23 protein-coding genes are annotated in these 26957 nt (G+C 58.4%); 13 read left to right on the top strand and 10 right to left on the bottom strand.

Annotated elements, in window-relative coordinates:
• Positions 1–4: 4 nt before the first annotated feature.
• From QP978_RS08550 to QP978_RS08535, 4 genes are all read right to left on the bottom strand, one after another.
• Positions 5–892 (bottom strand): serine hydrolase family protein, encoded by an 888-nt coding sequence (locus QP978_RS08550; RefSeq protein WP_049170092.1) that lies wholly within the window; start codon positions 890–892, stop codon positions 5–7.
• 14 nt (positions 893–906) lie between these two features.
• The gene (locus QP978_RS08545) at positions 907–2037 is read right to left on the bottom strand and encodes a DUF695 domain-containing protein (RefSeq protein ID WP_284857066.1); all 1131 of its coding nucleotides are present in this window, start codon (positions 2035–2037) and stop codon (positions 907–909) included.
• A gap of 108 nt (positions 2038–2145) precedes the next feature.
• Entirely contained in the window at positions 2146–3129 is a 984-nt protein-coding gene (locus QP978_RS08540; protein ID WP_016421713.1) for a bile acid:sodium symporter family protein, read from the bottom strand.
• 71 nt (positions 3130–3200) lie between these two features.
• Positions 3201–3812, bottom strand: coding sequence for an SdpI family protein (locus QP978_RS08535; RefSeq protein WP_016421712.1), 612 nt, complete (start codon positions 3810–3812; stop codon positions 3201–3203).
• A 60-nt stretch (positions 3813–3872) separates the two neighbouring features.
• Between QP978_RS08535 and leuS the strand changes: the two genes are divergently transcribed.
• Positions 3873–6791 carry a leucine--tRNA ligase gene (leuS, locus tag QP978_RS08530; protein WP_048733159.1) on the top strand — a complete coding sequence of 973 codons (2919 nt, stop codon included), beginning with the start codon at positions 3873–3875 and terminating at the stop codon, positions 6789–6791.
• A gap of 154 nt (positions 6792–6945) precedes the next feature.
• On the opposite strand, the gene QP978_RS08525 is transcribed toward leuS, so the two are convergent.
• The 4 genes from QP978_RS08525 to QP978_RS08510 all read right to left on the bottom strand — a co-directional run bounded on the left by QP978_RS08525 (position 6946) and on the right by QP978_RS08510 (position 10598).
• Complete coding sequence (locus tag QP978_RS08525; RefSeq protein WP_048733161.1) at positions 6946–7362, bottom strand: hypothetical protein; 417 nt, start codon at positions 7360–7362, stop codon at positions 6946–6948.
• A gap of 43 nt (positions 7363–7405) precedes the next feature.
• Positions 7406–8338 carry a universal stress protein gene (locus QP978_RS08520; protein ID WP_070628763.1) on the bottom strand — a complete coding sequence of 311 codons (933 nt, stop codon included), beginning with the start codon at positions 8336–8338 and terminating at the stop codon, positions 7406–7408.
• Between the two features lie 158 nt (positions 8339–8496).
• Entirely contained in the window at positions 8497–8988 is a 492-nt protein-coding gene (locus QP978_RS08515; RefSeq protein ID WP_070429059.1) for a MarR family winged helix-turn-helix transcriptional regulator, read from the bottom strand.
• 524 nt (positions 8989–9512) lie between these two features.
• Entirely contained in the window at positions 9513–10598 is a 1086-nt protein-coding gene (locus QP978_RS08510; protein ID WP_284857065.1) for an inositol-3-phosphate synthase, read from the bottom strand.
• A gap of 272 nt (positions 10599–10870) precedes the next feature.
• Between QP978_RS08510 and QP978_RS08505 the strand changes: the two genes are divergently transcribed.
• From QP978_RS08505 to trxA, 10 genes are all read left to right on the top strand, one after another.
• A complete protein-coding gene (locus QP978_RS08505) occupies positions 10871–11242 on the top strand; it encodes a DUF5318 family protein (RefSeq protein WP_224433683.1) in 372 nt (123 codons plus the stop codon).
• A gap of 11 nt (positions 11243–11253) precedes the next feature.
• Positions 11254–13731 (top strand): transglycosylase domain-containing protein, encoded by a 2478-nt coding sequence (locus QP978_RS08500; RefSeq protein WP_016421705.1) that lies wholly within the window; start codon positions 11254–11256, stop codon positions 13729–13731.
• The gene (locus QP978_RS08495; protein WP_016421704.1) at positions 13732–13923 is read left to right on the top strand and encodes a hypothetical protein; all 192 of its coding nucleotides are present in this window, start codon (positions 13732–13734) and stop codon (positions 13921–13923) included.
• 311 nt (positions 13924–14234) lie between these two features.
• Positions 14235–14522 (top strand): 30S ribosomal protein S6, encoded by a 288-nt coding sequence (gene rpsF, locus QP978_RS08490; RefSeq protein WP_005511978.1) that lies wholly within the window; start codon positions 14235–14237, stop codon positions 14520–14522.
• Between the two features lie 121 nt (positions 14523–14643).
• A complete protein-coding gene (locus tag QP978_RS08485) occupies positions 14644–15210 on the top strand; it encodes a single-stranded DNA-binding protein (protein ID WP_005511984.1) in 567 nt (188 codons plus the stop codon).
• Positions 15211–15310: 100 nt separating this feature from the next.
• Positions 15311–15763 carry a 50S ribosomal protein L9 gene (rplI, locus tag QP978_RS08480; protein ID WP_005511982.1) on the top strand — a complete coding sequence of 151 codons (453 nt, stop codon included), beginning with the start codon at positions 15311–15313 and terminating at the stop codon, positions 15761–15763.
• Between the two features lie 735 nt (positions 15764–16498).
• Positions 16499–18091 carry a replicative DNA helicase gene (gene dnaB / locus QP978_RS08475; RefSeq protein ID WP_049170075.1) on the top strand — a complete coding sequence of 531 codons (1593 nt, stop codon included), beginning with the start codon at positions 16499–16501 and terminating at the stop codon, positions 18089–18091.
• A 142-nt stretch (positions 18092–18233) separates the two neighbouring features.
• On the top strand, positions 18234–19430 hold the full coding sequence (locus QP978_RS08470) for an acyltransferase family protein (RefSeq protein WP_284857064.1): 1197 nt from the start codon (positions 18234–18236) through the stop codon (positions 19428–19430).
• Between the two features lie 89 nt (positions 19431–19519).
• The gene (locus tag QP978_RS08465; protein WP_070602147.1) at positions 19520–20368 is read left to right on the top strand and encodes a fumarylacetoacetate hydrolase family protein; all 849 of its coding nucleotides are present in this window, start codon (positions 19520–19522) and stop codon (positions 20366–20368) included.
• A gap of 142 nt (positions 20369–20510) precedes the next feature.
• On the top strand, positions 20511–20891 hold the full coding sequence (trxA, locus tag QP978_RS08460) for a thioredoxin (RefSeq protein WP_016421700.1): 381 nt from the start codon (positions 20511–20513) through the stop codon (positions 20889–20891).
• A 105-nt stretch (positions 20892–20996) separates the two neighbouring features.
• On the opposite strand, the gene QP978_RS08455 is transcribed toward trxA, so the two are convergent.
• Positions 20997–22298 (bottom strand): serine hydrolase, encoded by a 1302-nt coding sequence (locus tag QP978_RS08455; protein WP_070643195.1) that lies wholly within the window; start codon positions 22296–22298, stop codon positions 20997–20999.
• Between the two features lie 161 nt (positions 22299–22459).
• On the opposite strand from QP978_RS08455, the gene QP978_RS08450 reads away from it, so the two are divergent.
• Positions 22460–23296, top strand: a complete 837-nt coding sequence (locus QP978_RS08450) for a PspA/IM30 family protein (protein ID WP_049193093.1) — start codon at positions 22460–22462, stop codon at positions 23294–23296.
• Between the two features lie 181 nt (positions 23297–23477).
• Here QP978_RS08450 and QP978_RS08445 read toward each other — a convergent pair whose 3' ends face one another.
• Positions 23478–25046 (bottom strand): NYN domain-containing protein, encoded by a 1569-nt coding sequence (locus tag QP978_RS08445; protein ID WP_070549570.1) that lies wholly within the window; start codon positions 25044–25046, stop codon positions 23478–23480.
• Positions 25047–25307: 261 nt separating this feature from the next.
• On the opposite strand from QP978_RS08445, the gene QP978_RS08440 reads away from it, so the two are divergent.
• Complete coding sequence (locus QP978_RS08440; RefSeq protein WP_069358885.1) at positions 25308–26585, top strand: MFS transporter; 1278 nt, start codon at positions 25308–25310, stop codon at positions 26583–26585.
• Positions 26586–26957: the final 372 nt, after the last annotated feature.

Raw genomic sequence — 26957 nt, 5'->3', positions numbered from 1 at the left:
GTGGCTAGAACTGTGCCGGTACCTGACCAGTGAAGTCCGGTAGTCCCGGAATCTGGGGCAGCTGCGGGGATTCCGGCAGATTCAGTAGTTCGCCGAGATTTGGGCTCTCGGGCAGGTTCGGGACGCCTGGGATGTCCGGCAGCGATGGAGTGCCCAGCGTGCCGTCGAAGGCATTCTGAACATCGCTGGTGTGAGTTTCCTTCGTGCCGTAGGTGTTAGCAGCGACGCTGAAGTCAGGTCCAATGGATGCCGAGGCGTGAACGCTCTGGCGGTCATCGGACCAACCCCACTTTGTGCCAATAACACCCGGCAGCGTGGCGGTGCCGTAATCCTGACGGTAGTCATCCGCTGCCACAGGTGACGCGGTGCTCATAGCAACCAGAACCGGGTCAGAAGTGTTCTCACGCTTCTTGGCCTCCAGGAACTTCACAGTGTCCGCGCTGGACGTAGTTGAATTTCCCCAGTGACCTGCATCGTGGGTGTTGCTGAGGCCGTATTCACGCGCAGTGGCGTTGATGGAATCCGGGTAACGGCCATAGAGCTCACTGGCGATATTGTCATCGGAGTAGCGAATCATCTCTGTGGCCTTCGCCTTGTCCGCTTCTGTGCCATGTTTGAAGACGTAGTCCGCAATGTAGAGCTTGACAATCGAAAGCCCCGGACGAGCTTCATTCTCGTTCGCCGTACCGTAGTGCGTGCCACTTGGGGTGTGGGTAAAGCTGATCTGGGTTCGCCCCGGAGCATCAATAGTGCCCTGCGGAGTCAGTTTTGGCTGCGGAGCCGCAGCGACGTTTCCAGCTGCCAGCGGAAGGCTGGTGACAGCGATGACACCGGTAAGACCCATGCGAATCGCGCGGGAAGGCCGTGGAGTAAGACGATGACGAGCGTTCATAACAAAAAACCAATCTACACGCGCAGGTGACCGACGCGCTGCCAAGCTGGATCGTAAGCGGTATCGATGACATGCTCTCCCTCGGTCCACGTCTCCGCAACAGCTTGCAGACCCGCCTCCGCATCAGATGCCGGGTCAATAAAGAAGTGCATCAGAGCCATGCCATCGGATTGCTCAGTTGCAACAAAAATACCCTTGTCCTCAGCGATGGCTTCAGCGGCAGCGGTATTGAACTCGGAGAGGGATTCCTTCGACTCGTCCGTCGGCAAGCCCTTGTCGTCAATGTGAGCGAGCATGAGCTGAATCAGCACATGCTGCGTCATAGTCGGGCTCACCAGCTGCGTAATCGGAGCGCGAGTAGCGACGACGAGCGGCTGGCCGTTGGCTTCGGCATCAATGGTGAGCCACTCCGGGCACTCTTCCGCGAGCTGCTCGACGACACCGCCCAGCTCCGGTAGCGGGATAGCATCTTCCGGCTCCTCGCCAGCGAAGGCGAAACCGCGCAGCCACAGGCCGAAGTCCTCCTCTCCCAGAGCCAGCTGCAGCAGTGTGAAACCTAGCTGAGCTACCAAGCGCTCACCGTCCTCCAACTGAGCAATTGCCGGGAACAGCGGGTGGAATAGGCGAACGTCCACTGCCCCATGACCACTGCTAACAGCCACGCGGGCGTCTGCCGGATCGACCTCGGCGGGAGCATCGGCCTCGAGAGCACCCTGTGCAACCAACGTAGCTGCGACATCCCCCAGCGACAGCTTCATCGCCGGATCCGCCTGGCGGAGGTCGGTGAAAGACCACACCGCGCCGTCGTCAGGCGCGGCCTCCAGCCAACGGCGAGCGACCGGGCGCAGCTCCGGATCGCCGGCAGCGCTAACAGTCAGAAGGTGGCGAGAATACGGAGCGCCAGCCTCAAACCCCCAGATGAGCCGGTCATTAATAGCGGCGATGCGGCCGCCGACCTCCTTCTGGACATCAATAATGTCCACATCGGCGGCGTTCGGGGCACCATCGATACCGAGCTGGACACTAAACATCGAGTCGAGCGCATCGGCGCCAAAAGAGTTCCACCACGACCAGAACTCATTGATCGCGGTCTCTTCTGCGGCGCGCTGTTCCGGGGAGAACGGAGCCGGATTCTCGTTAGCCATGCTGAATCTCACACTTTCGTTTGCTCGTTTAAAACCGAACCTTATGTTGTGCGCCCCAGTATATGTGCCAAGCCGGATTCGCCCCTCGGGTCCATGCGCTAGACCGCGTTAAGCGGGTTGTGGCTCCGGCTCAGCTTCTGCTTCCTTGCCCCAGCGAGCGGCGTAGACCGCACAGATCATCAGCTGAATCTGGTGGAAAATCATCAGCGGCAAAATGTAGAGGCTGGCATCGGCACCGAAGATAACGGCAGCCATGGGCAGACCGGTGGCCAGGGACTTCTTCGAACCGCAGAACTGAATCGCAATGCGGTCCTTGCGGTCGAAGCCCATCTTATTTGCGATGAATCCGGACAACCGCAAAACGAATTCCACCAGCACGACCGAAAGCACACACAGGATGACAATGTCCCCTGCCGGCACCTTCGACCAGATGCCCTGCACCATGCCCTCGGAGAAGGCTGCGTAAACGACCATTGCGATGGATAGGCGGTCAACGTTCTTAGTCGTCTTCGCGGCGGCAAACTTCAGGGTCCAACGGCGAGTGAGCTGGCCGATTGCGAATGGCAGCAGCAACTGCAGCGAAATATCCAAGAACACCGACGAATCCACATGAATGCCGCCACCGGTGGCCATCAACAGCATCACCAGCACCGGTGTGACCACAATGCCCAGCAGGTTAGATGCCGAGGCACTGACGATGGCGCCGGCGACATTGCCCTTGGCGATGGACGTGAAGTTCACACTCGACTGCACCGTCGACGGTGCCAGCGTCATGTACAAAATGCCCAGGTAGAGGCCAGGAGAAAGAATCCAATCCAGGGGTTTCATCAGCAGGCCGAGGATTGGGAACAGCACGAATGTGAAAGCCAGAATGGTTATGTGCAGCCGCCAATGCTTAACACCGGCCAACGCATCCTGCGGGCTCAGGCGCGCGCCATAGAGGAAGAACAAGAAGCCAATGGCGATCTTTGTGGCCCAGCTGAAAACCTCAGCGGTAGTGCCGCTTGCAGGAAAAATAATCGCCAGTATCGCTGCAGCAACGATACCGACGATGAGGGGATCTGGACGCCAATTCACAATTCGTTGCCACATGGACAAATAGCTTAGTGGGCAACCAGATGTTGTCTTACTATTTTGCAGAAGCTTTTCTCTGCAATAATTTTTTACTTCTTCTGCTCAGCTGCCTTGCGCAGCGCATCCTTGTCCACAGGCTTGAAAGTGGCATTCGCGGATGAGCCCTTGTCCGTGCACAGTCCTTCCAGGCCACAGGAGCTGCAGCCACCGGAGACACCGCAGTCTGCTGCCGGGTTGTCGGAGCAGCAGGCATCATCAGCCGCAGTGTCGGCGGCATCAGTGGCGGCGGAGTCACAGCCACAGCCGCTGTCACCGTCACCGCACCCACAACCGGAGCCGGACTCGGCGGAGACCTTGGCGTCGTAAAGCGCGATGGTGTGCGAGCCGATAGCCGCACCAATGCCGAGCATGGCGATACCGGCGAGCAGAGCGACGGCGTACCACAGCCACATCCAACCAGAGGCCTCCGGGCGGATGGCGAGGAAGCCGAGCATGGTGGCACCGAGGAAAGCGACAGCGGACACAGCCCACGGCGGGCCGGCAACGCGGTGCGTAATATCCCAGTTTTCCTGGGACTTTCGAGCCTCAGGCGCACGAATTCCGATCCAGTTATTACCCGGTAGCTTCGCCGACCATGCCAAACCAGCGACAACGGCTATGCAAACAGCCAGAACCAGGGTAATTACAGGGATGACAATCATGCTTCCAATTTATATAGGTGGTTGAGCACGTGCCAAACGCACCTATTAGACTGTGAGACCATGACCAACAGCGAAAAGTCCTCGTCCTCGGCAGAAGCCACCGACTACCGCTACTCCCCCGAGCTGGCGACTCAGCTAGAGGGAAAGTGGCAGGCGTATTGGAAAGATAACGGCACCTTCTACGCCCCCAACCCGGTGGGCGATTTGGCAGCTGCCGACGGCTCGACTCCGCCGAAGGACAAGCTTTTCGTCCAGGACATGTTCCCGTACCCGTCCGGTGTCGGTCTGCACGTAGGCCACCCGCTGGGATACATCGCCACCGACGTCTTCGCGCGCTTCCACCGCATGCAGGGCGCAAACGTGCTGCACACCCTGGGCTACGACGCCTTCGGTCTGCCGGCGGAGCAGTTCGCAATCCAGACCGGTACGCACCCGCGCGTGACGACGGAAACGAATATCGCCAACATGGAGCGACAGCTGGGCCGCCTGGGACTTGGCCATGACCGCCGCCGTGTTTTCGCGACCACTGACCAGGACTACTACAAGTGGACGCAGTGGATTTTCCTGCAGATTTACAACGCCTGGTTCGATGAGGATCAGAAGAAGGCCCGTCGCATCGATGAGCTGATTCCACTCTTGGAGTCGGGCGAGATGGCTACCAAGGACGGTCGCGTCTACGCTGAGCTCAGCGAGACCGAGCAGCGCGAAGCCGTGGATGAGTTCCGTCTGGTTTACCAGTCGAATTCGATGGTCAACTGGTGTCCGGGCCTCGGCACTGTGCTGTCCAACGAAGAAGTGACCGCCGAGGGCCGTTCGGAGCGCGGTAACTTCCCGGTGTTCCGCAAGCGGCTGGGCCAGTGGATGATGCGCATCACCGCATACGCTGACCGCCTGGTCGACGACCTGGAGCTGCTGGACTGGCCGGACAAGGTCAAGTCCATGCAGCGCAACTGGATCGGCCGCTCCCGCGGTGCCGAGGTCGACTTCACAGCCGAGGTCGGCCCGAAGGTCTCCACCAAGATCAGGGTCTTCACCACTCGCCCGGACACTCTCTTCGGAGCCTCCTACATGGTGCTTGCTCCTGAGCACGAGCTGGTGGATCAGCTGGTCGAAGCCGGCAGCGGTTCCTACGAGGGCGTGGATGAGCGCTGGACCTTCGGCAAGGAAACCCCAGCCGAGGCCGTCGCCGCTTACCGCGCCGCAATTGCCTCCAAGTCCGACCTGGAACGCCAGGAGAACAAGGAAAAGACCGGTGTCTTCCTGGGCGCTTACGCCACCAACCCGGTGAGCGGTGAGCAGGTGCCGGTATTCATTTCCGACTATGTCTTGATTGGCTACGGCACCGGTGCCATCATGGCTGTCCCGGCCCACGATGAGCGCGACTACGAGTTCGCCACTGCCTTCGGTCTGCCAATCCGCGAGGTTGTTGCAGGTGGTGACATTGCAAAGGAGGCGTACGTCGGTAACGGTACGTGCGTGAACTCCGCCAATGATTCCGGCCTGGACATCAATGGCCTGGACAAGGACACCGCCATCGCCACCGTCATTGAGTGGTTGGAGAAGGAAGGTGCTGGTCACGAGAAGGTCCAGTACAAACTGCGCGACTGGCTATTCGCCCGCCAGCGCTACTGGGGCGAGCCCTTCCCCATCGTCTACGACGAGGACGGTCACGCCCACGCGCTGCCCGAGTCCATGCTTCCGGTCGAGTTGCCAGAGGTCGAGGACTACAAGCCGGTCACCTTCGACCCGGACGATGCTGACACCGAGCCAAAGGCTCCACTGGACAAGGCCACTGACTGGGTCAATGTCGAGCTCGATCTCGGCGATGGCAAGAAGAAGTACCGCCGTGACACCAATGTCATGCCGAACTGGGCAGGTTCCTCCTGGTACCAGCTGCGCTACATCGACCCGAATAACGCTGAGGAGTTCGTTGACCTGGAAAACGAGCGCTACTGGACCGGCCCTCGCCCGGAGACTCACGGTAAGGACGACCCAGGCGGCGTCGACCTCTACGTCGGTGGCGTCGAGCACGCAGTGCTGCACCTGCTCTACTCCCGCTTCTGGCACAAGGTCCTCTTCGACCTCGGCTACGTGACCTCCAAGGAGCCGTACCGCCGTCTGTTCAACCAGGGCTACATCCAGGCTTACGCCTACACCGATGCCCGTGGTGTCTACCAGCCGGCGGATCAGGTTGTTGAGCGCGATGGTAAGTTCCTCATCCCGGGCGGCGCCGAAGACGGCTCTGACCTGGAGGTCTTCCAGGAGTACGGCAAGATGGGCAAGTCCCTGAAGAACGCCGTCTCCCCCGACGAGGTCTGCGACAACTACGGCGCTGACACCCTGCGCGTCTACGAGATGGCCATGGGTCCGCTGGACACCTCCCGCCCGTGGGCGACGAAGGATCTAGTCGGCTCGCAGCGCTTCCTCCAGCGCGCTTGGCGCCTGGTGGTCAATGAGGACTCCGGTGAGCTCGCCGTCACGGACGCAGCGCTTTCCGACGACGACCTCAAGGCGCTCAACCGCACCGTGGAAGGGGTTACCTCTGACTACGCAGAGCTGCGTGACAACACGGCCGTCGCAAAGCTCATTGAGTACGTCAACTACCTGACTAAGACCTACGGTTCGACCGGTGCCCCGCGCGCCGCCGTGGAACCGCTGGCCCTCATGCTTGGCCCTGTGGCACCGCACATCGCGGAGGAACTGTGGAGCCGTCTCGGCCACACCGAGTCCCTGGCACACGGTCCGTGGCCGGCAGTTGACGAAAAGTGGCTGGTCGACGACACCGTTGAGCTGCCAGTTCAGATCAACGGCAAGGTTCGCGCTCGCATTGACGTGGCTACCGATGCTTCCCGCGAGGACATCGAGGCCGCCGCGCGTGCCGACGAAAAGGTTGTCGCAGCTGTGGAGAACGCCGGTGGCAATATCGTGAAGGTCATTGTCGTTCCGGGCAAGATGGTCAATCTAGTTGTGAAGAAGTAGCCGGGAGGCTAATGCCTACAAGAAAGTGTCTGGGTTTATGTCAGTTTGAAGCCTAAAATCGGCTCAAATTTGACATAAACCCAGACACTTTCTCGCTTGAGACTTTCTCGCAAAAGCCTCAAGGGGTGGCTCCGAGGCTGGCCGCCTCTTACCCCTACTTAACGCCCAGAATCAGGACGCCGAATGTGGAGAGCATCCACATCAAAGTGAAGGGCATGAGCACCCAGCACATAGCGAGCCACGCGCGCCAGTTGCGGAAGTTCTTCCACTCCACGTAGGTCTGCCAGAAGCCCAAAAGGCAGCCGACCAGGGAGATTACGCCCGGGACAACGGGGAAAAGGATCTCCCAAGTGCGGGAGCAGAGGAAGCTGGACTTACCCGCATCACAGGTGGGGCCACCGACAATGGCGCCGGCGATGCCAATAATGAGGCCCGCGAGCAGCGTCGTAAGAATCACACCCGCGGTGTAGATGTAGGCGCGCTTGCCGGAATACATCTTGCGCTCAAGCTCGTCGAAGATTTCATCCTCATTGCGCTCTGGTGTACTGCGCTTCGGTGAATTATCCACCATCTGCTCCCCTCGCCTCTAAATGCCGTCTGATGTGCCTGCCATACTAGGCCGGAGTAATCAGCATTGGCACCGGGCTGTGACGAACGATGTGGTTAGTCGACGAGCCGATGAAAATTCGCCCGAATGGGCCAAGAGTAGACGAACCCAAAACGAGCAAGTCTCCCTTTTTCCACTTGATGGACTGAATGGCCTCTTCCCAACCGTTGCCGGAGGCTACTTCCGCATCAATGGAAAGGTCTGGGTAACGGGTATGCGCGCGGTCCATACCGCGGTCGAGCAGCCCCATAGCCTGCTCGCGCCACTCAATCATCAGGTCAGAGGAGGGGCCGTAGCCGTTCTCCGTCGGGTACATGGTCGCACCACGCGGCGTAAACGAGACCAAACGCAGGGGAACTTCCCAGCGATATGCCAGGTCAGCAGCTTTATTCAATGCGTGGTGCGACTGTGGGGTGTCAATGTAGCAAATGCTGACACGGGTCACACCGTGCTTAGAAAGCTTCGCGCCGGGAATCGCCAATCCCAGCGGGATTGGCGAGTAATGCAGCAGCGCATCCGAGGTTGATCCCGCAGTAAAGCGACTGCGGTTCTTGGCGGCCCAGTCCTTGGTATTGCTTCGGCGGGTGCCAAGCAAAACCACATCGGCTTCGAATTCTTCGGCTTCGTTGCAGATAGTTGTGGATTCGCTGGAGGATTCGATGATCCGCACGGCATCGTCGTCAAGCATGCCCTTGCGCAGGCCAGCGAGCTTTAGCTCATCCTTGATGATTTTTTCAAGAGACTCGGTTTCGTGGGAAACCCAGGAGTCATTGGTGCTCAACCGAGCCAGTGAGGTCAGCGGCCAGCCGCGCGACAGTGCGCTGACAACGCGAATCTGCACCTTCGTGGTGCGAGCTAACCAAGCGGCGTAAGCAAGCGTTTCGGTGCCGTACTCGCCTGGACGCCACGCAATCATGATACGAAGCGGGCGGGAAGCCATCGCTAATCCTCCTGTGATTACTCAGAAATATCCAAGTGGTGCTTCTGGGTAATAGCCTACGTGGATAGGCGGGCATATTTAAAACGGCACCGAGGAAGTGTAAAAGCTATGTATCCTGCCTGTGGGCTTAAAGCGGGCAGGGCTAGCTGGAAAAGAGACTAGACGTTTGGGTTTGTCTTTGGGTGCTCCGGGTAGTTTTCGAGGATCTTGGACAGAATCGTCTCAAGACCAGCGCCAAATTCCAGCTCTTCCTGGCTCAGCGTGCTGAACATCTCAGCCATCTGCTGATCGCGCTCTTCAGAAACGCGGTGCAGCTCTTCACGGCCACGGTCGGTCAGTTCAACGCGGACGCCACGACGGTCTTTGCTGTCGCGGACGCGCTCCACCATGCCGGCGACCTCCAAGTGGTGCACGGCGTTGGAGGCGGTGGGCATGCGGATGGCCTCGGCCTCAGCCAACTGGCTGATACGGCAGGCACCCAGTGCCTCCAGGGTCATCATGATGGACAGCTGCGCGCGGCTGAGCTGGGACTCCGAGGAGCGGCGGCTGTAGAGCAGCTCAGCGCGAGTCAGAAGAGGGCGAATGCGCTTAGCGAGCGACAGAGGAGTAACGGCATCAGGATTGCCAATCGAGCCCGAAGATAATGTCATAGCGACGATGTTATATGCGAACAGTGCTAGTTGCCAATACGAAATTTATTTGGGGTGCTATTTATTTTTCTACAACTGGTGATTTCGGCAATGAAATCACCAGGAATCTTCCACCAATCATCTAAAGCCCCAGTACAAAGCATTAAACCTATCTGCGTATAAGGTTTTTTCGGTGCTGGCAGAAACCCCCTAAAGTGTCACTTCTTCTGTACTTAGAACTTTGGGTTGGAGGTAGCCATGCGGCTACTCTCGCGAACCCTTTTGGCTTGTGATATATCTCGCGGATCAACCCTCGCGGGTGTATTGCTGTCAGCTTTACGACGACTGCAGCGCACGCATCCATGGCGGGGACGAGATGGGCGCAGCAGCGAGTAGGGCGAGGAGGACGAGAAGAGCGTGGGAGGGCGCGGGGAGGCTAGAGAAGCACAAAAGCGCCAGCGGCTACCGCATGGGTAACCGGCTGGCACTTTTCAAGGCACATGCTCTCGGAGCTGCTCGCTTGTACTTTTGAGTGCTTGTACCTTTTAGTCTTCGCCCTTGATGAATGCTTCGAGCTGTGCTCGCGCAACATCGTCGGCAAGCTGCTTCGGCGGGGACTTCATCAGGTAGGAAGAAGCGGCGTAGACCGGGCCGCCGATGCCGCGATCCTTGGCGATCTTGGCAGCGCGAACAGCATCGATGATGATGCCAGCGGAGTTCGGGGAGTCCCAGACCTCGAGCTTGTACTCAAGGTTCAGCGGCACCTCGCCGAAGGCCTTGCCCTCGAGTCGGACGTAGGCCCACTTGCGGTCATCCAGCCAGTCCACCCAGTCCGACGGGCCGATGTGGACGTTGCGGTCGTCGATCTTGCCGGCCAGCGGACCGGTGAGATTGGAGGTGACGGCCTGGGTCTTGGAGATCTTCTTGGACTCGAGGCGGTCGCGCTCGAGCATGTTCTTGAAGTCCATGTTGCCGCCGACGTTGAGCTGCAGGGTGCGCTCGAGGCGAACACCGCGGTCCTCAAATAGCTTGGCCATGACGCGGTGGGTGATGGTTGCGCCGACCTGGCTCTTGATGTCGTCGCCGACAATCGGAACCCCTGCGTCTTCGAACTTCTTGGCCCACTCCGGGTCGGAAGCGATGAAGACCGGCAGGGCATTGACGAAAGCTACACCAGCGTCAATGGCGCACTGTGCGTAGAACTTGTCAGCCTGTTCTGAACCGACCGGCAGGTAGGAGACCAGGACATCGACCTTGGCATCCTTCAGCGCCTGAACAACGTCGACCGGTTCAGCCGGGGATTCGTCGATGGTGTCCGCGTAGTACTTGCCAACGCCATCCAGGGTCGGGCCGCGCTGAACCTCAACGCCGAGAGTCGGGACATCGGCAATCTTGATGGTGCAGTTCTCGGAGGAAACAAAGGCCTCGGAGAGGTCCTTGCCGACCTTCTTGTCGTCAACATCGAAAGCTGCGACGAACTCGACATCGGAGACGTGGTAGTCGCCGAAGACGACGTGCATGAGGCCAGGAATGGTCTCATCGGGCTTTGCATCGCGGTAGAACTCGACACCCTGCACCAGGGAGGAAGCGCAGTTGCCGACGCCGACGATAGCGACGCGAATTGAACTCATTTGGTAATTCTCCTTGAAACTATGTGCTCGGAGGCTTTGACCTCGCGCCGGGAACTCACACCGGGAACTCGCATCAGGACCTAGCATCAGGACCCCGCGCCAGGGCCTTACGCCAGCGGTGCGGCCGTGAGTGGGTGCACGCATTGAGGTAACGAGCGTGACGTTATACCTTTATGCGTTTTTTGCCGATGCCCGAACCGTGAGGGGGCATGTGTTTACCGATAAAGCGGGGGTGAAATCAGCCCGCACGCGCCTGCTAATCTGTCTTCGTGATGACATGGCAGGGCGAGATCGATCACTCCTTGCTCAAGAAGCAGTTATTGGAGCAGTGGCGTGCAGGGGAGATTTCACGGAAATCACTCTGTGATGCCGATGCTCGGCTGGTCGCTGCCGCGCGTTTTCACGGCAGAAAGCCCCAGGAAGAGTGCCCAGTATGTCGCAAATTCGACCTCCGACTCGTATTCTGGGTGTTCGGAGAAAACTTGGGCCGTCGTTCCGGCTCTGCTTGTACTGAAAACGAATTATCCGCAATAGTTAATGAATATGGTTCGTGCACCGTCAAAGAAGTTGAGGTGTGCCCCGACTGCAAGTGGAGTTTCCTGACCCGGACACTTCAGGCAGCTCGAGAAGAGTCAGAAAACTAGGGAGAGCACCCGTGAGCAATGATCGACCCGATAGCCCAGGCGGTCCTAACAGCCCTCACGAGGGCCAGGGTTCTAATTCATCAGGCGAGTGGTGGGATCAGCCGGATGCTGATTCCTTCAATACGCACGCACGCTCCGATGACGCATCGCTTGACGACGATTCCAGCGACAGCATTGATGCTGTTTCGGTCGGTGGCAGTGACGAGGGTCTGGCTACCGATTCAGAGATGACGTCGGCAAGCGAGCCGGACCCGGAGAAGGGGCAGTACGCCCCAGATGACCATGAACCAGATGACCATGAAGAGGAAAGCTCGATGGCGCAAGAAGAACAGCCGACTGATAATAAGCGGCGAATTTTAGCGTGGCTCGGTCTAGCCGTGGCGCTGGTCGTGCTGTTGCCGGTAGTTGTGTTCGGTGTTGCTTATGCGACAACGGACGTGCCGGAGCCAGAGGAGTTGGCCAATAGCCAGATTGCGGTGATTTATGACCGCAGTGGTGAAAAGGAAATCACGCGCATCGTCCCCGAGGGCGGTAACCGAAGCAACATCACTATCGACAAGGTGCCGGATGCTGTACGCAATGCAGTGCTGGCAGCTGAGGATCGTGATTTCTATACCAACCCGGGTTTTTCCTTGACTGGTTATGCCCGTGCGGCTCTGGGAGTCGTGACTGGTAATTCCAGTGCCGGTGGCGGCTCGACCATTACGCAGCAGTACGTCAAGAATGCTGTGGTGGGCAATGAGCGCACGCTGACCCGTAAGGCCAAGGAACTGGTCATGTCGGCGAAGATGGCGCGGGAGTGGACTAAGGACGAAATCCTTGAGGCCTACCTCAACACGATTTACTTTGGTCGTAACGCATACGGTATCGCGGCAGCGTCGAAGGCCTACTTCGGTAAGGAAGTCGGTGAGCTGAATGCCGAAGAGGGTGCTGTGCTGGCAGCCTCGATTCAGCGTCCATCTGCACTGGATCCGTGGACTAACCGCCCGGAGGCTGAGCAGCGTTGGAACTACGTCCTCGATGGCCTGGTGGAGATGAACATCGTCTCGCCGCAGGACCGCGCGGGAATGCAGTACCCGGAGACCATCGATCCGGCGTTGGCGCCGAAGCAGGCTCCGGAGCCCGGCCCGGCTGCCATGATTAAGAATCAGGTTCTGGCTGAGTTGGAGCGCGAAGGTATCTCCGAGCAGGAGGTCAACACTGGCGGTCTACGCATTACGACGACCATTGACCCGACGGTGCAGCAGGCTGCCCTGGATGCGATGGAAAACTACGTCGATCAGTCAACGGGTTTGCGTGCCGCCATCGTTTCGGTGGAGCCGAAGACCGGTGCTGTCCGCGCCTACTACGGTGGCGACGATCCGACTGGTTGGGACTACGCAAACAGCGGTCTGCAGACCGGCTCTACTTTCAAGATTTTTGCGCTGGCAGCAGCTCTCGATCAAGGTATTCCACTGACCGCGCAGTACTCTTCGGCACCTGTGCAGTCCGGTAACGTCACTCTGCACAACGACGGCGGTGCCGGCGGTGGCGTGCTTCCGCTTTATGAGTCCCTGAAGCAGTCGCTGAACACCCCGTTTATTCGCCTGCAGCGCGACCTGAAGAATGGTCCGGATGACACCGCCAAAATGGCTCATCGTCTGGGCGTGGCTGAGTCCATCCCGGGTATTGAAAAGACTCTGATGGACGACAACGGTCACTCGCAGGACGGTATCGCCCTGGGTCAGTACCTCTCACGTCCGCTGGATATGGCCGTTGGTCTGGCTACCCTGACTAACGATGGCGTCTATCAGCAGACTCACTTCGTAGAGAAGGTCGAAAACTCCAAGGGCGAGATTGTTTACGAGTCCAACGCTGACAAGGGCGACCGTCGAGTTTCCAAGGCAGTGGCCACCAATATGATATCGGCCATGGAGCCTATTGCCGGTTACAGCAACAAGCCCTTGAGTGGTGGTCGCCCGTCGGCCGCCAAGACCGGTACTACGCAGTTGGGTGACACCGGCCAGAACAAGGATGCGTGGATGATCGGTTCGACACCGCAGCTGTCGACTGCAGTGTGGGTTGGCAACGTCGATGGTTCGGCGCTCTACAACTCCTATGGTGGCATCATGTACGGCTCGCAAACCCCGGGCGATCTGTGGAAGTACACCATGGATAACGCACTGTCTAACGAGGACTTTGAGTACTTCACCAAGCCGGAGCCAATCGGTGGTGTCGCAGGTGCGCCGCAGTACCAGGCGCCGTCGACCTCTGACTCTGGCTATGACCAGGGCTATGCCCCGGAGACCACAGAAGAGGAGTCGGCCGAGGAGTCGACCTCTGAGTCCTCCGAGGAGCAGCCTGCACCGCTTCCGGTTCCGGGTGGCGATGGCGGAGGCGGTGGCGGCGGAATCGCTGACCTACTGCCCATCCCGATTCCGGGAGGCGGTGGTTTCGGCGGTGGCAATGAAGGCGGCGGAGACCCCGGTAACCCTGGAGGTGGACAGTAAGTGGACACGTGGGTGATTTTCACCATCGTCTGCGTCGCGATTGGCTTCCTGATGTTCGGCACGGCCTTTTGGGGCTTCATGCAGAAGTGGAAACCGGCAATCATTTGGGCTCTGTGCCTGGCAGCTTTCCTATTCGCGACAGTCATTCCGGTGATTATTGCGTTGGCACATGCTTCCTCGACATCAATGTAGGACGCAGGCCAGGTAGTCAGTTGCTAGAGCGTTAACTGCCCACCAAGCACGCGACAACTTCACAATTCAAAGAGGCGCACGCAGTAGCTCTGTGTGCGTCTCTTTCTATTCGGCGCCCTGACACCGCTTGCCAGTACTGCTTGCCGATGGCGCCTGCGATTAGGACATATACCTCTGCCTGCGGTACCCTGGCAGGGTTGCTTGACGCAACGATCCTCCTGCTGCATAGCGGTTGGCATGAAAGACAGTGCCAGCGCACCACGCTGTGTAGCCGAAATACAAGAACTAGACCATAGGAGGTGATGAGGTCCGTGCGTCACTACGAAGTAATGATTATTATCGATCCGTCTCAGGATGAGCGCACCGTAGGCCCGTCCCTGGAGAAGTACCTCGACGTTGTCCGCAAGGAGAACGGCAAGGTGGAGAAGGTGGACATCTGGGGTAAGCGCCACCTCGCCTACCCGATCGAGAAGAAGGAAGACGGCATCTACGTTGTCGTCGACCTCACCTGCGAGTCCGCAACCGTGCTGGAACTCGACCGTCGTCTGAATCTGAACGACAGCATCCTGCGCACCAAGGTGCTGCGGGTTGATCGTTAATCTGCGTCATATTTGCGTAACCAGAGTGCTCGAATGGGACACACCGGTAATGCGAAAGTCGTAGGATAGCGGGCGAAAGCCCCATCATCAGCTCGACAGAATACAACCGAGGAGAAGAAGCATGGCTCAGGGAGACGTACAAATCACGGTGGTTGGCAACTTGGTTGCTGACCCGGAGCTTAAGTACACCCAGAATGGCACCGCCGTGGCGAATTTCCGCGTTGCGTCGACTCCGCGGGTGTACCGAGATGGCCAGTGGGTTGACGGCGAGGGCATGTTCCTCACCTGCAGCCTGTGGCGTGAGGCAGCGGAGAACGCTGTCGAAAGTCTCTCCAAGGGCATGCGCGTCATCGTCCAGGGTCGTCTGCGCCAGCGCAGTTACGAGACCCGCGAGGGCGAGCGTCGTACCGTCTTTGAGGTTGAGGTCGATGAGGTGGGCCCGTCCCTGAAGTTCGCTCGAGCTCAGGTCACGCGCACTCCACGCAACGGCGGTGGAAACTTTGGCGGCGGCAACCGCGGCCAGGGTGGAAATGCCGGTGGTGGTTTCGGCGGTGGCTTTGGTGGAAACCAGGGCAACCAGGGTGGACAGAGCGATCGCGGTTTTGGTGGCGGAGCTCCTGCGGAAGATCCGTGGAACTCAGCTCCTCCGGCCGGTGGCGGCTTCGGCGGCGATGAGCCTCCGTTCTAAACTCCTTCCAGCCACGGCACTACGTGACTAGTTTGCAGCAGATTTAGCATCCACAATTCTCAAAATCTTTTAAAGACATATCCAGCGAAAGGCAGGGATCATGAAGCTGATCCTCACCGCCGACGTTGACAAGCTCGGTGTCGCAGGCGACATCGTTGAGGTCAAGGCCGGCTACGGACGTAACTACCTGCTTCCTCGCGGACTGGCAATTGTTGCCACCCGCGGCGCAGAAAAGCAGATCGAGGGCATTCGTCGTGCCCAGGAGGCTCGCGCTATCCGCGACCTCGACCATGCACGTGAAGTCAAGCAGAAGATTGATTCGCTCGACAACGTCTCCGTTGCTGTGAAGGCTTCGGAAAATGGCAAGCTGTTCGGTTCTGTCACCAAGGGTGACATCGCCGATGCAGTTCGTAAGGCTTCCGGTCAGGCTATCGACAAGCGCGCAGTCGTGCTTGCTCCGAGCCAGATCAAGTCCCTTGGTAAGCACACCGTTGACATCGCGCTGCACCCGCAGATTACCGCGCATGTTTCCGTACAGGTCGTCGCCGCGTAAGTTCGCGGTTTAGAGTTTTTACTTTGACGGCGGCTGACGAGCACCGCGTTTAAAGACTGCGCGGGCTCTGAGGCCCAATGACAACAGCACACGTGAAGCTCTGATCTTTCGTAGTGAAAGGTCGGGGCTTTTCGTGGTTTAAGGCTGGTTTAAAGCCTTTTACGCAGGTGCTGGAAAGAGCGTCTACGACTTGTCCACAGGCTAACGACGATTGCTGTGGATAGACCTGTGGGTAACTTGCCTGGCTGCCGTGGATAACTTTTCTGGAGAGCGCGAGATTTTTATTAATTCATCGTTAATAATCTCCGCATGAGCAGCATCGATGCTAAAGGGGTAGCAGAGGATTACATTTGTGCAGGATTAAGGCAAATACGCACTGACCTGCGTAGATAGAATATTTTCGGATTGAAACTCCGCTACCCCCGTTAACATTCAAGCGGCGGTTTAGGGTTACGGACCGTTCACCTGGACTTTTCTTGATTGTGCACATGTTCTCCCCAGGCTTATCCACAGGTGCTGTGGATAACTTCGGGGATAAACACCGTAGAAGATTGTTTTCTGGGGACTCCAAGGGTACTTTTACAGGTCCATCAATCCGCTCGAACAGGTATAACTGCGGTAGGTAGTCAGGTGTCCACTGCTGGCGGTCGGAACAGACATATTGAGTGTGACGGTCAGTCAGCAACAGGGTTGAAAAGGCACCTAAGTGGTCCAGAAGGGGAGGAGCTGCTCACGATGAGTCAGCCTGTAGGTGATGGTGGTCATTCCGGAGCAGGGGACGAGGCGTCCTCCTACTCGGTAAATTCCCACGATGATTCCTTCGATGACGTTCCGCTGCCCCCGGAACCGCCGGTAGAGGATGCGCCACCGGAGGAGTATTCCTTCTCGCAGAGCTCGGGCAACGGATCGTCGGCAAGCGGATCTGGGGCGCGGGACTGGGAGCGAGACCGTGGTCGTGGCGCTCGTGCGAGTGCGGTCGCGGGCGCGACTTTTGAGCGCACCCCGCCGCACAATATCGAGGCGGAGCAGAGTGTGCTCGGCGCGATGCTGCTGAACTCAGAGGTCGTTGCGGATGTGTACGAGCAGCTGACGCCGGAGGATTTCTACCGGCCAGCGCACCAGACGATTTACTCGGCGATTTTGCACCTCTACGGTGAGTCCTCGGAAATTGACCCCATTTTGCTGGCAGGTCGTCTGGATCGAACTGGAGACCTGGAGCGCATCGGTGGTCCGCTGTACCTGCACACCTTGGCCTCCCTGGTGCCAACGGCGGCGAATGCGCAGTTCTATGCCCGCATTGTTGCGGAGAAGGCGACAATCCGTCGCCTGGTAGAGGCCGGCACGAAAATCGCCCAGATTGGCTATGCGGGCGCGGAGGACACGGAGCCGGAGCAGCTGGTGGATGAGGCGCAGCAGCTCATTTTCAGCGTTGGACGTGAGAACACGAAGAATGACTACGTTCCCATCGCCGATGTCCTGGATGACACGCTGGAGGAACTGGATCTTATTACCCAAAACGGCGGTCTGGCGCAGGGTGTGCCGACGGGGATTACCAACCTGGACAAGCTGACAAATGGCCTTCACCCAGGTCAGATGGTGATTATTGCGGCCCGTCCGGGTGTGGGTAAGTCCACGCTTGCAATGGACTTCATGCGTTCGGCCTCGATTCGCAACGGCATGACCAGCGCAATTTTCTCGTTGGAAATGTCGCGCAACGAAATCATGATGCGCATCATGTCCGCAGAGGCGAAGATCAACATGGCATCTTTGCGCTCCGGTGACCTGGATGAGCGGGACTGGACAAAGCTGGTCGAGGTCGGCGACAAGATTCGTGATGCTCCGCTGTTTATTGATGACTCGCCGAACCTGACCATGATGGAAATTCGCGCGAAGGCACGTCAGCTGAAGCAGAAGCACGATCTGAAGATGATCGTGGTCGACTACCTGCAGCTGATGAGCTCGGGTAAAAAAGTCGAGTCCAGGCAGCAAGAGGTCTCGGAGTTCTCCCGTCAGCTCAAGTTGTTGGCGAAGGAGCTCGAGGTACCGCTGATTGCAATTTCGCAGCTGAATCGTGGTCCGGAAGCTCGCACAGATAAGAAGCCACAGGTCTCGGACCTGCGTGAGTCGGGTTCGCTGGAGCAGGATGCCGATATCGTCATGCTGATTTACCGGCCGGACTCGCAGGAGGCTGACCATGAACGTGCTGGTGAGGCGGATATTATCGTCGCAAAGCACCGTGGTGGACCGACCGGAAGCATTGCTGTGGCCCACCAGCTGCATTACTCCAGGTTCGCCAACCTGGCGGAGGAGCCCAGCGGTTCTCTCTAGGTGCCTGGCCTAGCCACCCAGAATTAGTGCAATCCGGGTGGCTAGGTAAGGTGAGTGACAGTCAATAGGGCGAGTTTTCGTGCGTTGATGGTTTTGAAGGTTTTGAGGGTTACGCGGAGTCGTCGGGAAGCGGGGAAGCACTATGTCACCAACTGCCGCTCCCGTGGCAGCGGAGGCCAAAGCGAAAAGGCAGAAGAGTGCGCCGAAACAGCGCGTCGGTTGGGTAGATGCGGCTAAGGGGCTGTGCATTCTTTTAGTTGTGCTTGGCCATGCCATCACAGAGCTGCAAGCGCACGGTTACTACACGGCGCAGTGGGCGGGGATTAACTTCTTCCTCGGACCAATCCGTATGCCGCTGTTTTTCCTGTTATCTGGTCTGTTCGCCGGTAAGGCACTCAAGGAGTCGTGGCATAAGTTAGCCAATCGCCGAATCTGGGTGATGGTCTATCTCTACGTGATTTGGGTGCCACTGCGTGACTTCGTGCTTTTCCTCATGCCATATACGCACGTGGATGCCGATGGCATAGTATCTCCGCCGCCGATCACGGACCACAGCGCGTGGGGGCCGCGAATTTACAACACGCTTCACGCGATCATCGAACCAACTTCCTACCTGTGGTTCCTGTGGGCGCTGGCGCTGTTTGCAATTCTCACACGAGCATTTCGCTGGGTACATCCGGTGATTCAGCTCATCGTTACAGGCCTCATTAGTGCATGGGCACCTTTTGCCTCGTCCAGCTGGTCGTGGGACTTCGTCAGCAAAATGCTGTTCTTCTACGTGCTGGGCATGTACGGTGCGCCGTGGATTTTCCGGATGGCACAGCGTCGCAGCGGTCTCTCACTGCTAGTGACGCTGACGGCGTTCCTGTCGGTGGCAATCTGGGTGCAGGCGACCTACTCGAGCTTTAACGAAGGCAACGTCGGCTTCACCCGCGTGTACCTGTCCACCACAGGCGCACTGGCTGCAATCAATGTCATGGCGATGCTGCAGAACACTCGCCTAGTTGTGCCTTTTGAAAAGGTTGGCGGCCGAACGCTGCCTATCTTCCTCATGCACATTCCAATGTTGGTTGTGGTCATGATTATTTGCGACCTCATCCTGCCGAAGGACCCACACTTGGTCATCATGACGCCGCTGGTGACTATTATTGCGGCGATGCTGTGTCTTGGTCTGCACAGGTTGCTGCTTGCCATCGGTGCCGGGTGGCTCTTTGTCCGTCCTGCGTGGGTAGCGCGCATGACTACGCCGGGGCAGCGTGCCCTTCAGCGCAGTCAGAATCCTTCTTCCCTGCCTGAAGGCGAGGCTCCGCGGCAGCCTAAGAGCGAACCTGCTTCCTAATTCAGCTCAACAAGGCGGTAGCGTGGAACCGGGAGCCGATCAGGCGGCAGAAGTGACACAGAGAATAGCCATGAAGAAATGAGAAAGCCATGCGTCTAGCAACGTTGCGATACCAGGGTGCAACCCGCGCCGCTGTTCTCGGCGACGGCGTAGCGGTCCTTTTTGATGACCACTGTCTCGGAGATGTGTTAGCGCGGCCAACGTGGCGTCGTGAAGCGGAAGAACTCTTGGCGGAGGCGGGGAACAACCCTGACAACGTCATGGCGGAGAGCGCGTGGGCGTTCGCACCGCTGATCACGCGGCCGGGCAAGATCGTCTGCGTCGGCCTGAACTATGCCGCGCACATCGATGAGATGGGACACCAGCGCCCCGAGGTGCCGACGTTATTCGCGAAGTTTGCCGATGCCGTCGCTGGCGCGAAGGATGACATCCGAGTGCCGGAGGCCTGCGCGGAGAAGCTCGATTACGAAGGCGAGCTCGCGGTTATCGTCGGCGAGACCTGCCTGCGGGTGTCGGAGGAGCAGGCACAGGACGCTATCGCTGGGTACGCGATTATGAATGACTTCACCCAGCGCGATTTCCAGTATGCCACCGCGCAGTGGCTACAGGGGAAGACGTTGCAGCGCGCCAGTGCTTTCGGGCCGTGGATGCTCACGGCTGATGCTTTCGATGCGGACTCCGCGCGGGTGCGCACATACGTCGACGGAGAGCTGCGCCAGGATGCACCGATTGCGGACCTTGTTTTCTCCCCGGCAAAGTTGATCGCCTACATCTCACAGTTCGTGCAGCTAAACCCGGGCGATGTCATCTCCACGGGAACGGCGGCGGGTGTTGGCCACGGCATGAGCCCGCAGACCTACCTTCAGGATGGTCAGGAAATGGTCATCACCATCGATGGCCTGGGTAAACAGGCCAACACTGTCCGCATCAACCACTAGCACGCGCCGCTTTACGACGTTCCCGCGAACCCGGCGGGAATGAAACGACCCCCGCGTGCGTTGTGGGAGACTAACGGGTAAAAACCTACGTAAAGAACGTGAAGTTAGAACACGACGTTAAAGAGTAAGAGGAGTTAGACCCATGGCAACTGTTGATATTACGAACGAGACTTTCGCCGAGACCATTCAGAACAACGACATTGTGCTCGTTGATGCCTGGGCATCCTGGTGCGGTCCGTGCCGCCAGTTCGCCCCGATTTATGAGAAGGCTTCCGAGAAGCACTCAGAGGTAGTGTTCGCAAAGCTGGACACCGATGCCAACCAGGAGGTTTCGGCAGCCCTGGGCATTCAGTCGATTCCGACGCTGTTTGTTTTCCGCGAGGGAATCCTGCTCTTCCAGCACTCTGGTGTGCTGCCGGAGGCCGCCCTGAGCGATCTGGTTGGCCAGGCTTCGGAGCTGAACATGGATGATGTCCGTGCGCAAATTGCCGAGCAGGCCGCACAGGATAGCGCTACCGAGTAAACTCTGCGGTTCAGCCCGCATACTGTGCGTTTTCCGACTTGGAGCACTTCCGCGTAAGCCCCCGCGCCTGAACTAGCCCTCAAGCGCGCGGGGGGCTTTTTGTATCTAGTCCGCGCGCTGGCCACGAATGAGCCAGCCAATACCAAAGCCAGCGAGTGCTGCTACTAGCGCCCACAGGGCTGGAGCGACTTTGTTTGAGTCCTCCTCAATCGACAGTGGTGCGCTGGTGCGGGCGTGCTTTGTCTCCTTCTCACCTGTTGGCAGAACCTGCCCGTCTGGGAACACGTGCTTGACAGCTTCGGTGAGTTCGTTGGCGGTCAGGTTTTTGCCCAGAACCGCGATAGCGTAACGGTCATCGTCGCCAAGGAATCCGGCAGTGGTGTGCTGCTCTTCGTACCAACCGGACTTGTTGGCAATCGTTTCCTTCGGTAGCGCTGCACGCAGACCGAAGTTCTGGTCTGCATCGCCGTAGGAGTAGCGCGGCAGTGAGTACATCAGCTGACGCATGTATTTGGTCTCCGTGTCGCTCAGCCCGCCTTCTTCGCTCAGCATCCGGTCAAAGTAGGCAACCATGTCGGCTGGCGTACTGGTGGTGGCTCCCCACATAGGTGAGCCGACAGTCTTATCCGAGAGGCCGTAGCGCTGTCGGACATTGTCAACGATGCGTACACCGCCGTAGGAATCCCACAGCTCGTCAGTTGCTTCGTTGTTGGAGTATCGAATCATGTCGTCGCGCAGCATGGCGTCGGGGTTGCCCTCAACCGGCATATCGCCCTCGCCAGCGACGATCTCGCCCTTCTTCGGCTGCGTGTAGTTGGAATAGGCCACAACGTCGGCGACGAATACCTTCATCAGGCTGGCGAGGCGAAAAACATCATCACAGTGTGAGTTGCAGATGAACTCACCGGTCTGGCGATCCAGAATGCCCATGCCGAGCATGCCGCCCTTAGCATCGAAGTTCTCGGTCACTTCGTCGAGACGAGTTTGCACGCCAAGGCCCCACTGGGTCTTCGCCCCTGGCACAAGTGGGGGAAACTCCTTCGGCTCACTTTTCACAGTGCTTTCCGACGGCTCCGTCGAGGACGTTTCCGATGTCGGTGAAGAGGTTTTCTCGGTCGACTTCTCAGCCGACTGTTCCGCCGACTTCTCTGCGGTTCGCCCTGTGCTCTTCTCGGGAGCCTTTTCAGCTGGCTTTTCGGTGGTCTTCTTGGTTTTTGCGTCGGAGGGCTTAGCCGGCTCCGTTGACGATGGAGCTGCTACGACTACCTGCGAAAATGCACCGGTATCGGTGGAGTCAGCAGTTGCGGTGACTGTCGCGTTAGCCAGCGGCGCAGTTGCTGACAGAGTAATTACCGCGGCGAGACTCGCGGCCAGTCCGCGGTACGCGCGTTGAGGGCAATGAACCATGTTTAGAGAGTTTACAACTCTGGGGGAGTCTTGCTTGTCGGTAACCAGCTCTTTCCGTTTGCCGAGAGAGAGCGAGCTAGCTCACGTACAATTTTTTAAGAGATGGAATCTTCTCGGTTCCGATTAGTTATTCCGCATATGTTGAGGAAGGTTGGATTTGCATGGCTAATCCATTTGCCAAGGGCTGGAAGTACATGATGTCTTCGTTCGATAAGAAGATCGAAGACAATGCGGATCCTAAGGTTCAGATTGCACAGGCAGCTGAGGCCGAGCGTCAGCGCCATCAGGAGATTCAGCGTCAGGCTGCGGCTATCATCGGCAACCGCAATCAGCTGGAAATGCAGCTGGGGCGGTTGACCTCTGAGCGTGACAAGATTACCGAGAACACCCGGCAGGCACTCGCCAATGCGGATCAAGCTCGTGCCAAGGGCGATGAAGCCACTGCACAGAAGATGGAAAGCACTGCTGAGGTGTTTGCCACTCAGCTGGTGAATGTTGAAAAGGAGCTAGAAAATACTACGCAGCTCCACCAGCAGGCCGTATCTGCTGCTGAGGAGGCACAGCGTCAGGCGCAGCAGTCGCAGGCTCGCTACGAGCAGATTAAGCAGGATATCCGCAAGCTGGAGTCGCAGGCGGATCAGGCCAAGATGCAAGAGACCGCGTCGAAGACTCTCCAGAGCATGCAGGGTATTTCCGAGGATCCGAATGTGCCGACTTTGGATTCGGTCCGTGAGAAGATTGAAGGCCGCTACGCCAATGCGTTGGGCGCTCAGGAGCTCGCGGAATCCTCACAAGCAGGTCGCATGGCTGAGATCGAGACTTCGACTCGCGATGCCGCTGCTGACATGCGTCTGGCCGAAATTCGTGCCCAGATGAATAATGAAAACGCTGCTCTCGAATCCGGTTCTGCCGCGAAGGATAACGCCGGCGAGCTGGAGTCCGCCGAGTCCGCCGAGGCTGTCGAGGACACCACAACGGACGCAGACGAAGCGAAGTAGCGTTCACCAGTTGCCAACAATCGCCAACAAGAAAGTGTCGGGGTTTATGTCAGTTTGAGCGGGAAAAACCACCCTAAACTGACATAAACCCCGACACTTTCTCGCACCAGCAGCGCCAGCAGCGACAGTAGCGCCAGCAGTGCTGAAGCCACCGAAACTGCCGAATCCGTGAGGCGCGCTATTACTCCAATTCGCCGTTCTTCCGCGCGAGCAGCACTCCGCGGATACCGGCGTGGAAACCATCGCGCAGATTGACGCGCTGCGTCTCCGTCAGCGTGTATTCGTGCAGGGTTTCGCACGCAAACTGCAGCAGCGGACGATCAATGTCCGGTGGCAGCCCACCACCAGAGAGCAAGTGGGCACTATCGCGCGCCTGCTCGTTTGCAATATTCTCGTACCACCAGTTCGCGTACTGCTGTCCCACATCGAACGGCGTCTGAAAACCCGCGGATGCCCACACCTCGTTCGGCAGGGGCACGTATCGACTACGCAGCTTCCTCCTTGGCGCCATCATCGAAGGATTCGGCCGCGGGCTTGGTTTCGGCGTACTCGTGTTGGCACCGTCTTCGCTTGTCGACGACTCCGTCGCCGACTCCCCACTGCCGGTTGCAGTCGACGACGCGGAATCGGAGGCAGACGCGCCTGCATGCTCGGCTCCGGTGTTGTTCACAGTGTCGTTACCAGCCCCACTGCCAGTGTTGACTGTCGCGCCGGGCATGGTCGCTGGAGAAGGCTGTGCTGGCTGCGTTGGCTGCGCTGGTGAGGCAGCCGAAACGCCCGAAGCAGCGGAATCCACCCGTGTAGCTTCCGAACCGCCGGTGCGCTCTACCTCAGCGCGGTGCTCAGCCTGCGCCGGGATTTCCCGGGCACCCATCTTGGCCGCGTGCTCGACCTCGTTGAACTTCGGCGAGTCGGCCTTGGCCGTCGGCGTGGCTGCGGCATTGTCTTCGCTGCGACAGTCGGAGTCGCTGTCAGCCGTGGGGGATGGCACAACGCGCTGGTCCTGCGGAACCTCCGGAGTGCCGGCCTCCGGCGAAGCAGCGTCACCGTCGGCGGCGGAGGGAGTGTTCTCCGTGCCGTCGTCAAGCGAGCCCTCGCCCGGAGGAGTGATGCGCGTATCCGGCACGCAGGTAGCGCCGAGATCTTCGATTGGTTCGGCATCGCCCAGCGGCTTATTCGTGCGGACGACCGGCGGGATTGGGCCTTCGAGGACATTGAGCTGCATGGCGTCGGCGAAGTCCTCGCGGGGATCGAGGATTGTCGTCGAATCGCAGGCATGGCGAAGTGCACCGGACATGGAGTCCCAGCCGAAGCCGTAGAGATGCACACGCACACCGGCAGCCGAAGCCTCAGCGACGCCGGGCAGCATGTCCGCATCGCCCGAGACCAGCACGATATCGGAAACTTGGTTGCGCAGGCCGGCGACAACCATGTCTGCGACGAGCCGAGTATCGACGGCCTTCTGCGTCCGTCGGTCACCCCATTCAATGAGTTGACCTGCGCGCAGCTGCACACCATCGATCGTGCGCAGTGAGCGCTGGTAACGATGCGGCCCCGACTCCGGGATGCCGTCGTACCAAAGTTGCCGCTGAACTGGCTGGTTCAGCTGCTGGTTAATCATTCGGTCAAGGACACTAACTACTTCTCTAAGGTCGATTTCTAATTGCCCGCGGGCTCCGGTTTCCCACGAGTTGTAAAAGCTCGCCAATAAATATGACGTATCGACGAACACCAATGTGCGTTCAAGCATGGCTCCTAATTCCTGATTCTTTATTAACTAAATAAGCAAACCGGTTACATCGACAAGGATGCCCGAATAATTCATTCTATGCGCTAAACATGTTTAACTTCAGGGACTATTCTTAATAAGCCGCATCACTTTGACCGCTCTTCGCGGGTTGGCAGGAGTGCGAGTCGACGAGAAGGCACCGATCAATTTAGGTATTGACGTGCAAAGAAATCGCCCCGCGAAGAGTACGACCACACAGGAGAAGGGGAGTTACAAACAGGTATGAGACGCTGGTTCGGCCTATTGGTTCTCATTACTGTGTTGGGACAAGCGGTTTTCAACGGCGGTCGCGTGCTGCTTTCTTGGCGAGTCCTCGATTTTGGCGGTTCCGCCGCCACCGTCGGCTGGTTCACTGCCGCATTTTCACTTGTACCTCTTATTATTGCGCTTCCCGCCGGCAAGCTTGTCGACAGTCATCGCGCCACCGAAGTCATGTACTCCGGTCTCGTCGCCACCGTCATCGCGGCAGCAGTAATGGCGCTCTCGCCGAACCTACCTATTCTTCTGCTCGGCTACGTGGCCCTGGGTTTTGCCCACATGACCACGCTCATCGCCGCTCAAGGCATGGTTTCGCACCTGCGTGGCGGCGTCGCCGGGCTCGATAGCCTCTTTGCTTATTTCACGCTCGGAATTTCCGTCGGGCAGTTCCTCGGCATTGTCGGTGCAGGTCTGCTCACTCCCAACCACGACGGCAGCACTATGACCGCTACAACTTTCGCGCTCTGGGTGATGACGGGAATCGGCGCGGTCGCCCTGGTCATCGGCTGGCCGGTCGCAACTGCTTATCGACGGCACGAAGCGAATGCAGCCGCCGAAGTGCAAGCTGCTAGCTCAACTGAGCAATCCCCGGCGTCGACTGTTAGCGACCGCAGCCGGATGGACGAGAGGCGGCCGGGGCAGGCCGAAGCCAGCGGCGCATCGGTCTTAAGCATCCTGCGTATCGACGGCATGTCCAGCGCCATGGCTGTATCAATTGCGGTCATCGTAGCCATTGACCTGTTGACGGCATATGTGCCGGTGCTGGGACGCGAACTGGGCTTTAGTGTTGCCGAGGTGACGGTAATCCTTGGTGCGCGTAGTGGCCTCGCGATTATTTCCCGAGCCCTCATGCCGACTGTTTTGCACCGAGCTAATCGCAATCGAGTCCTTATCATTGCAGTTTGTGCCGGTGTCCTGCCGCTTTTGGCAATGCCGTGGCTACAGAGTGCGTGGCTGATGGTTGTCGCAGTTGGTATCTGTGGCTTGGCGTGGGGTTTTGTCATGCCCATGTCAATGACGTGGGTGAGCTCCCTGGTGGATGCCGAGGTGCGCGCTCAGGCGCTATCCATCCGACTGATGGGTAACCGCTTGGCGCAGGTCATCCTGCCGCCGGTTGCTGGTTTGGGTGCTACCGCGATGGGTGCAGGCAGCGTGTTTCTGGGTGCGGGTGCGCTGATGGGGGTCGCGTCTGCCACTGCTTGGCGACGACTCGCAGGTGACAAGGCGGCTCTGACTAAGTAATTGGTCGATTGCTGAGTTGCTGAAAAGTAGCGCCCGAGCCGTAGGAAGGCTCAAATCTGGCGTACAGAGTTAACTAAAGTGATTCGTTTTCCAGGTTCTACCAGCGGATTCGCTTAAATAGGGGCATGTGTGTAATGTATTTGGAGGTCAGCGTGGCCAGGCAGTTTATGTGTTTGGTTGGTTGATGTGGGGGAAATGTTTTCGTGCGGTTAGCCGCTGGGAGTCGTTGGTTTGACTTTCTGGTTAATTGTTTGTTAATGTTTTCTCTCGCTGCTCACGTGGTGGTTGCCCTGGTTTGGGGTGGTTGTCTTCGTGGGTGTGTGTTGTGTGAGAACTCAATAGTGTGCCGATGTACTAACTAATACTTTTTTG

The organism is Corynebacterium sp. MSK035, assembly GCF_030232615.1.
In the GTDB taxonomy this organism is placed as follows: domain Bacteria; phylum Actinomycetota; class Actinomycetes; order Mycobacteriales; family Mycobacteriaceae; genus Corynebacterium; species Corynebacterium jeikeium_D.
This window is presented reverse-complemented; position numbering and strand designations above follow the sequence as displayed.

Excerpts from the sequence above, each read along its gene's own strand:
- QP978_RS08505 (WP_224433683.1), top strand. The coding sequence starts at position 10,871 with ATGACATGGCAGGGCGAGATCGATCACTCCTTGCTCAAGAAGCAGTTA.
- QP978_RS08520 (WP_070628763.1), bottom strand. The coding sequence starts at position 8,338 with ATGGCTTCCCGCCCGCTTCGTATCATGATTGCGTGGCGTCCAGGCGAG.
- QP978_RS08485 (WP_005511984.1), top strand. The coding sequence starts at position 14,644 with ATGGCTCAGGGAGACGTACAAATCACGGTGGTTGGCAACTTGGTTGCT.
- QP978_RS08455 (WP_070643195.1), bottom strand. The coding sequence starts at position 22,298 with ATGGTTCATTGCCCTCAACGCGCGTACCGCGGACTGGCCGCGAGTCTC.
- QP978_RS08465 (WP_070602147.1), top strand. The coding sequence starts at position 19,520 with ATGCGTCTAGCAACGTTGCGATACCAGGGTGCAACCCGCGCCGCTGTT.
- QP978_RS08450 (WP_049193093.1), top strand. The coding sequence starts at position 22,460 with ATGGCTAATCCATTTGCCAAGGGCTGGAAGTACATGATGTCTTCGTTC.
- QP978_RS08470 (WP_284857064.1), top strand. The coding sequence starts at position 18,234 with ATGTCACCAACTGCCGCTCCCGTGGCAGCGGAGGCCAAAGCGAAAAGG.
- QP978_RS08540 (WP_016421713.1), bottom strand. The coding sequence starts at position 3,129 with ATGTGGCAACGAATTGTGAATTGGCGTCCAGATCCCCTCATCGTCGGT.
- QP978_RS08525 (WP_048733161.1), bottom strand. The coding sequence starts at position 7,362 with ATGGTGGATAATTCACCGAAGCGCAGTACACCAGAGCGCAATGAGGAT.
- rplI (WP_005511982.1), top strand. The coding sequence starts at position 15,311 with ATGAAGCTGATCCTCACCGCCGACGTTGACAAGCTCGGTGTCGCAGGC.
- QP978_RS08440 (WP_069358885.1), top strand. The coding sequence starts at position 25,308 with ATGAGACGCTGGTTCGGCCTATTGGTTCTCATTACTGTGTTGGGACAA.
- QP978_RS08545 (WP_284857066.1), bottom strand. The coding sequence starts at position 2,037 with ATGGCTAACGAGAATCCGGCTCCGTTCTCCCCGGAACAGCGCGCCGCA.
- trxA (WP_016421700.1), top strand. The coding sequence starts at position 20,511 with ATGGCAACTGTTGATATTACGAACGAGACTTTCGCCGAGACCATTCAG.
- QP978_RS08515 (WP_070429059.1), bottom strand. The coding sequence starts at position 8,988 with ATGACATTATCTTCGGGCTCGATTGGCAATCCTGATGCCGTTACTCCT.
- QP978_RS08510 (WP_284857065.1), bottom strand. The coding sequence starts at position 10,598 with ATGAGTTCAATTCGCGTCGCTATCGTCGGCGTCGGCAACTGCGCTTCC.
- QP978_RS08550 (WP_049170092.1), bottom strand. The coding sequence starts at position 892 with ATGAACGCTCGTCATCGTCTTACTCCACGGCCTTCCCGCGCGATTCGC.
- leuS (WP_048733159.1), top strand. The coding sequence starts at position 3,873 with ATGACCAACAGCGAAAAGTCCTCGTCCTCGGCAGAAGCCACCGACTAC.
- QP978_RS08445 (WP_070549570.1), bottom strand. The coding sequence starts at position 25,046 with ATGCTTGAACGCACATTGGTGTTCGTCGATACGTCATATTTATTGGCG.
- QP978_RS08535 (WP_016421712.1), bottom strand. The coding sequence starts at position 3,812 with ATGATTGTCATCCCTGTAATTACCCTGGTTCTGGCTGTTTGCATAGCC.
- dnaB (WP_049170075.1), top strand. The coding sequence starts at position 16,499 with ATGAGTCAGCCTGTAGGTGATGGTGGTCATTCCGGAGCAGGGGACGAG.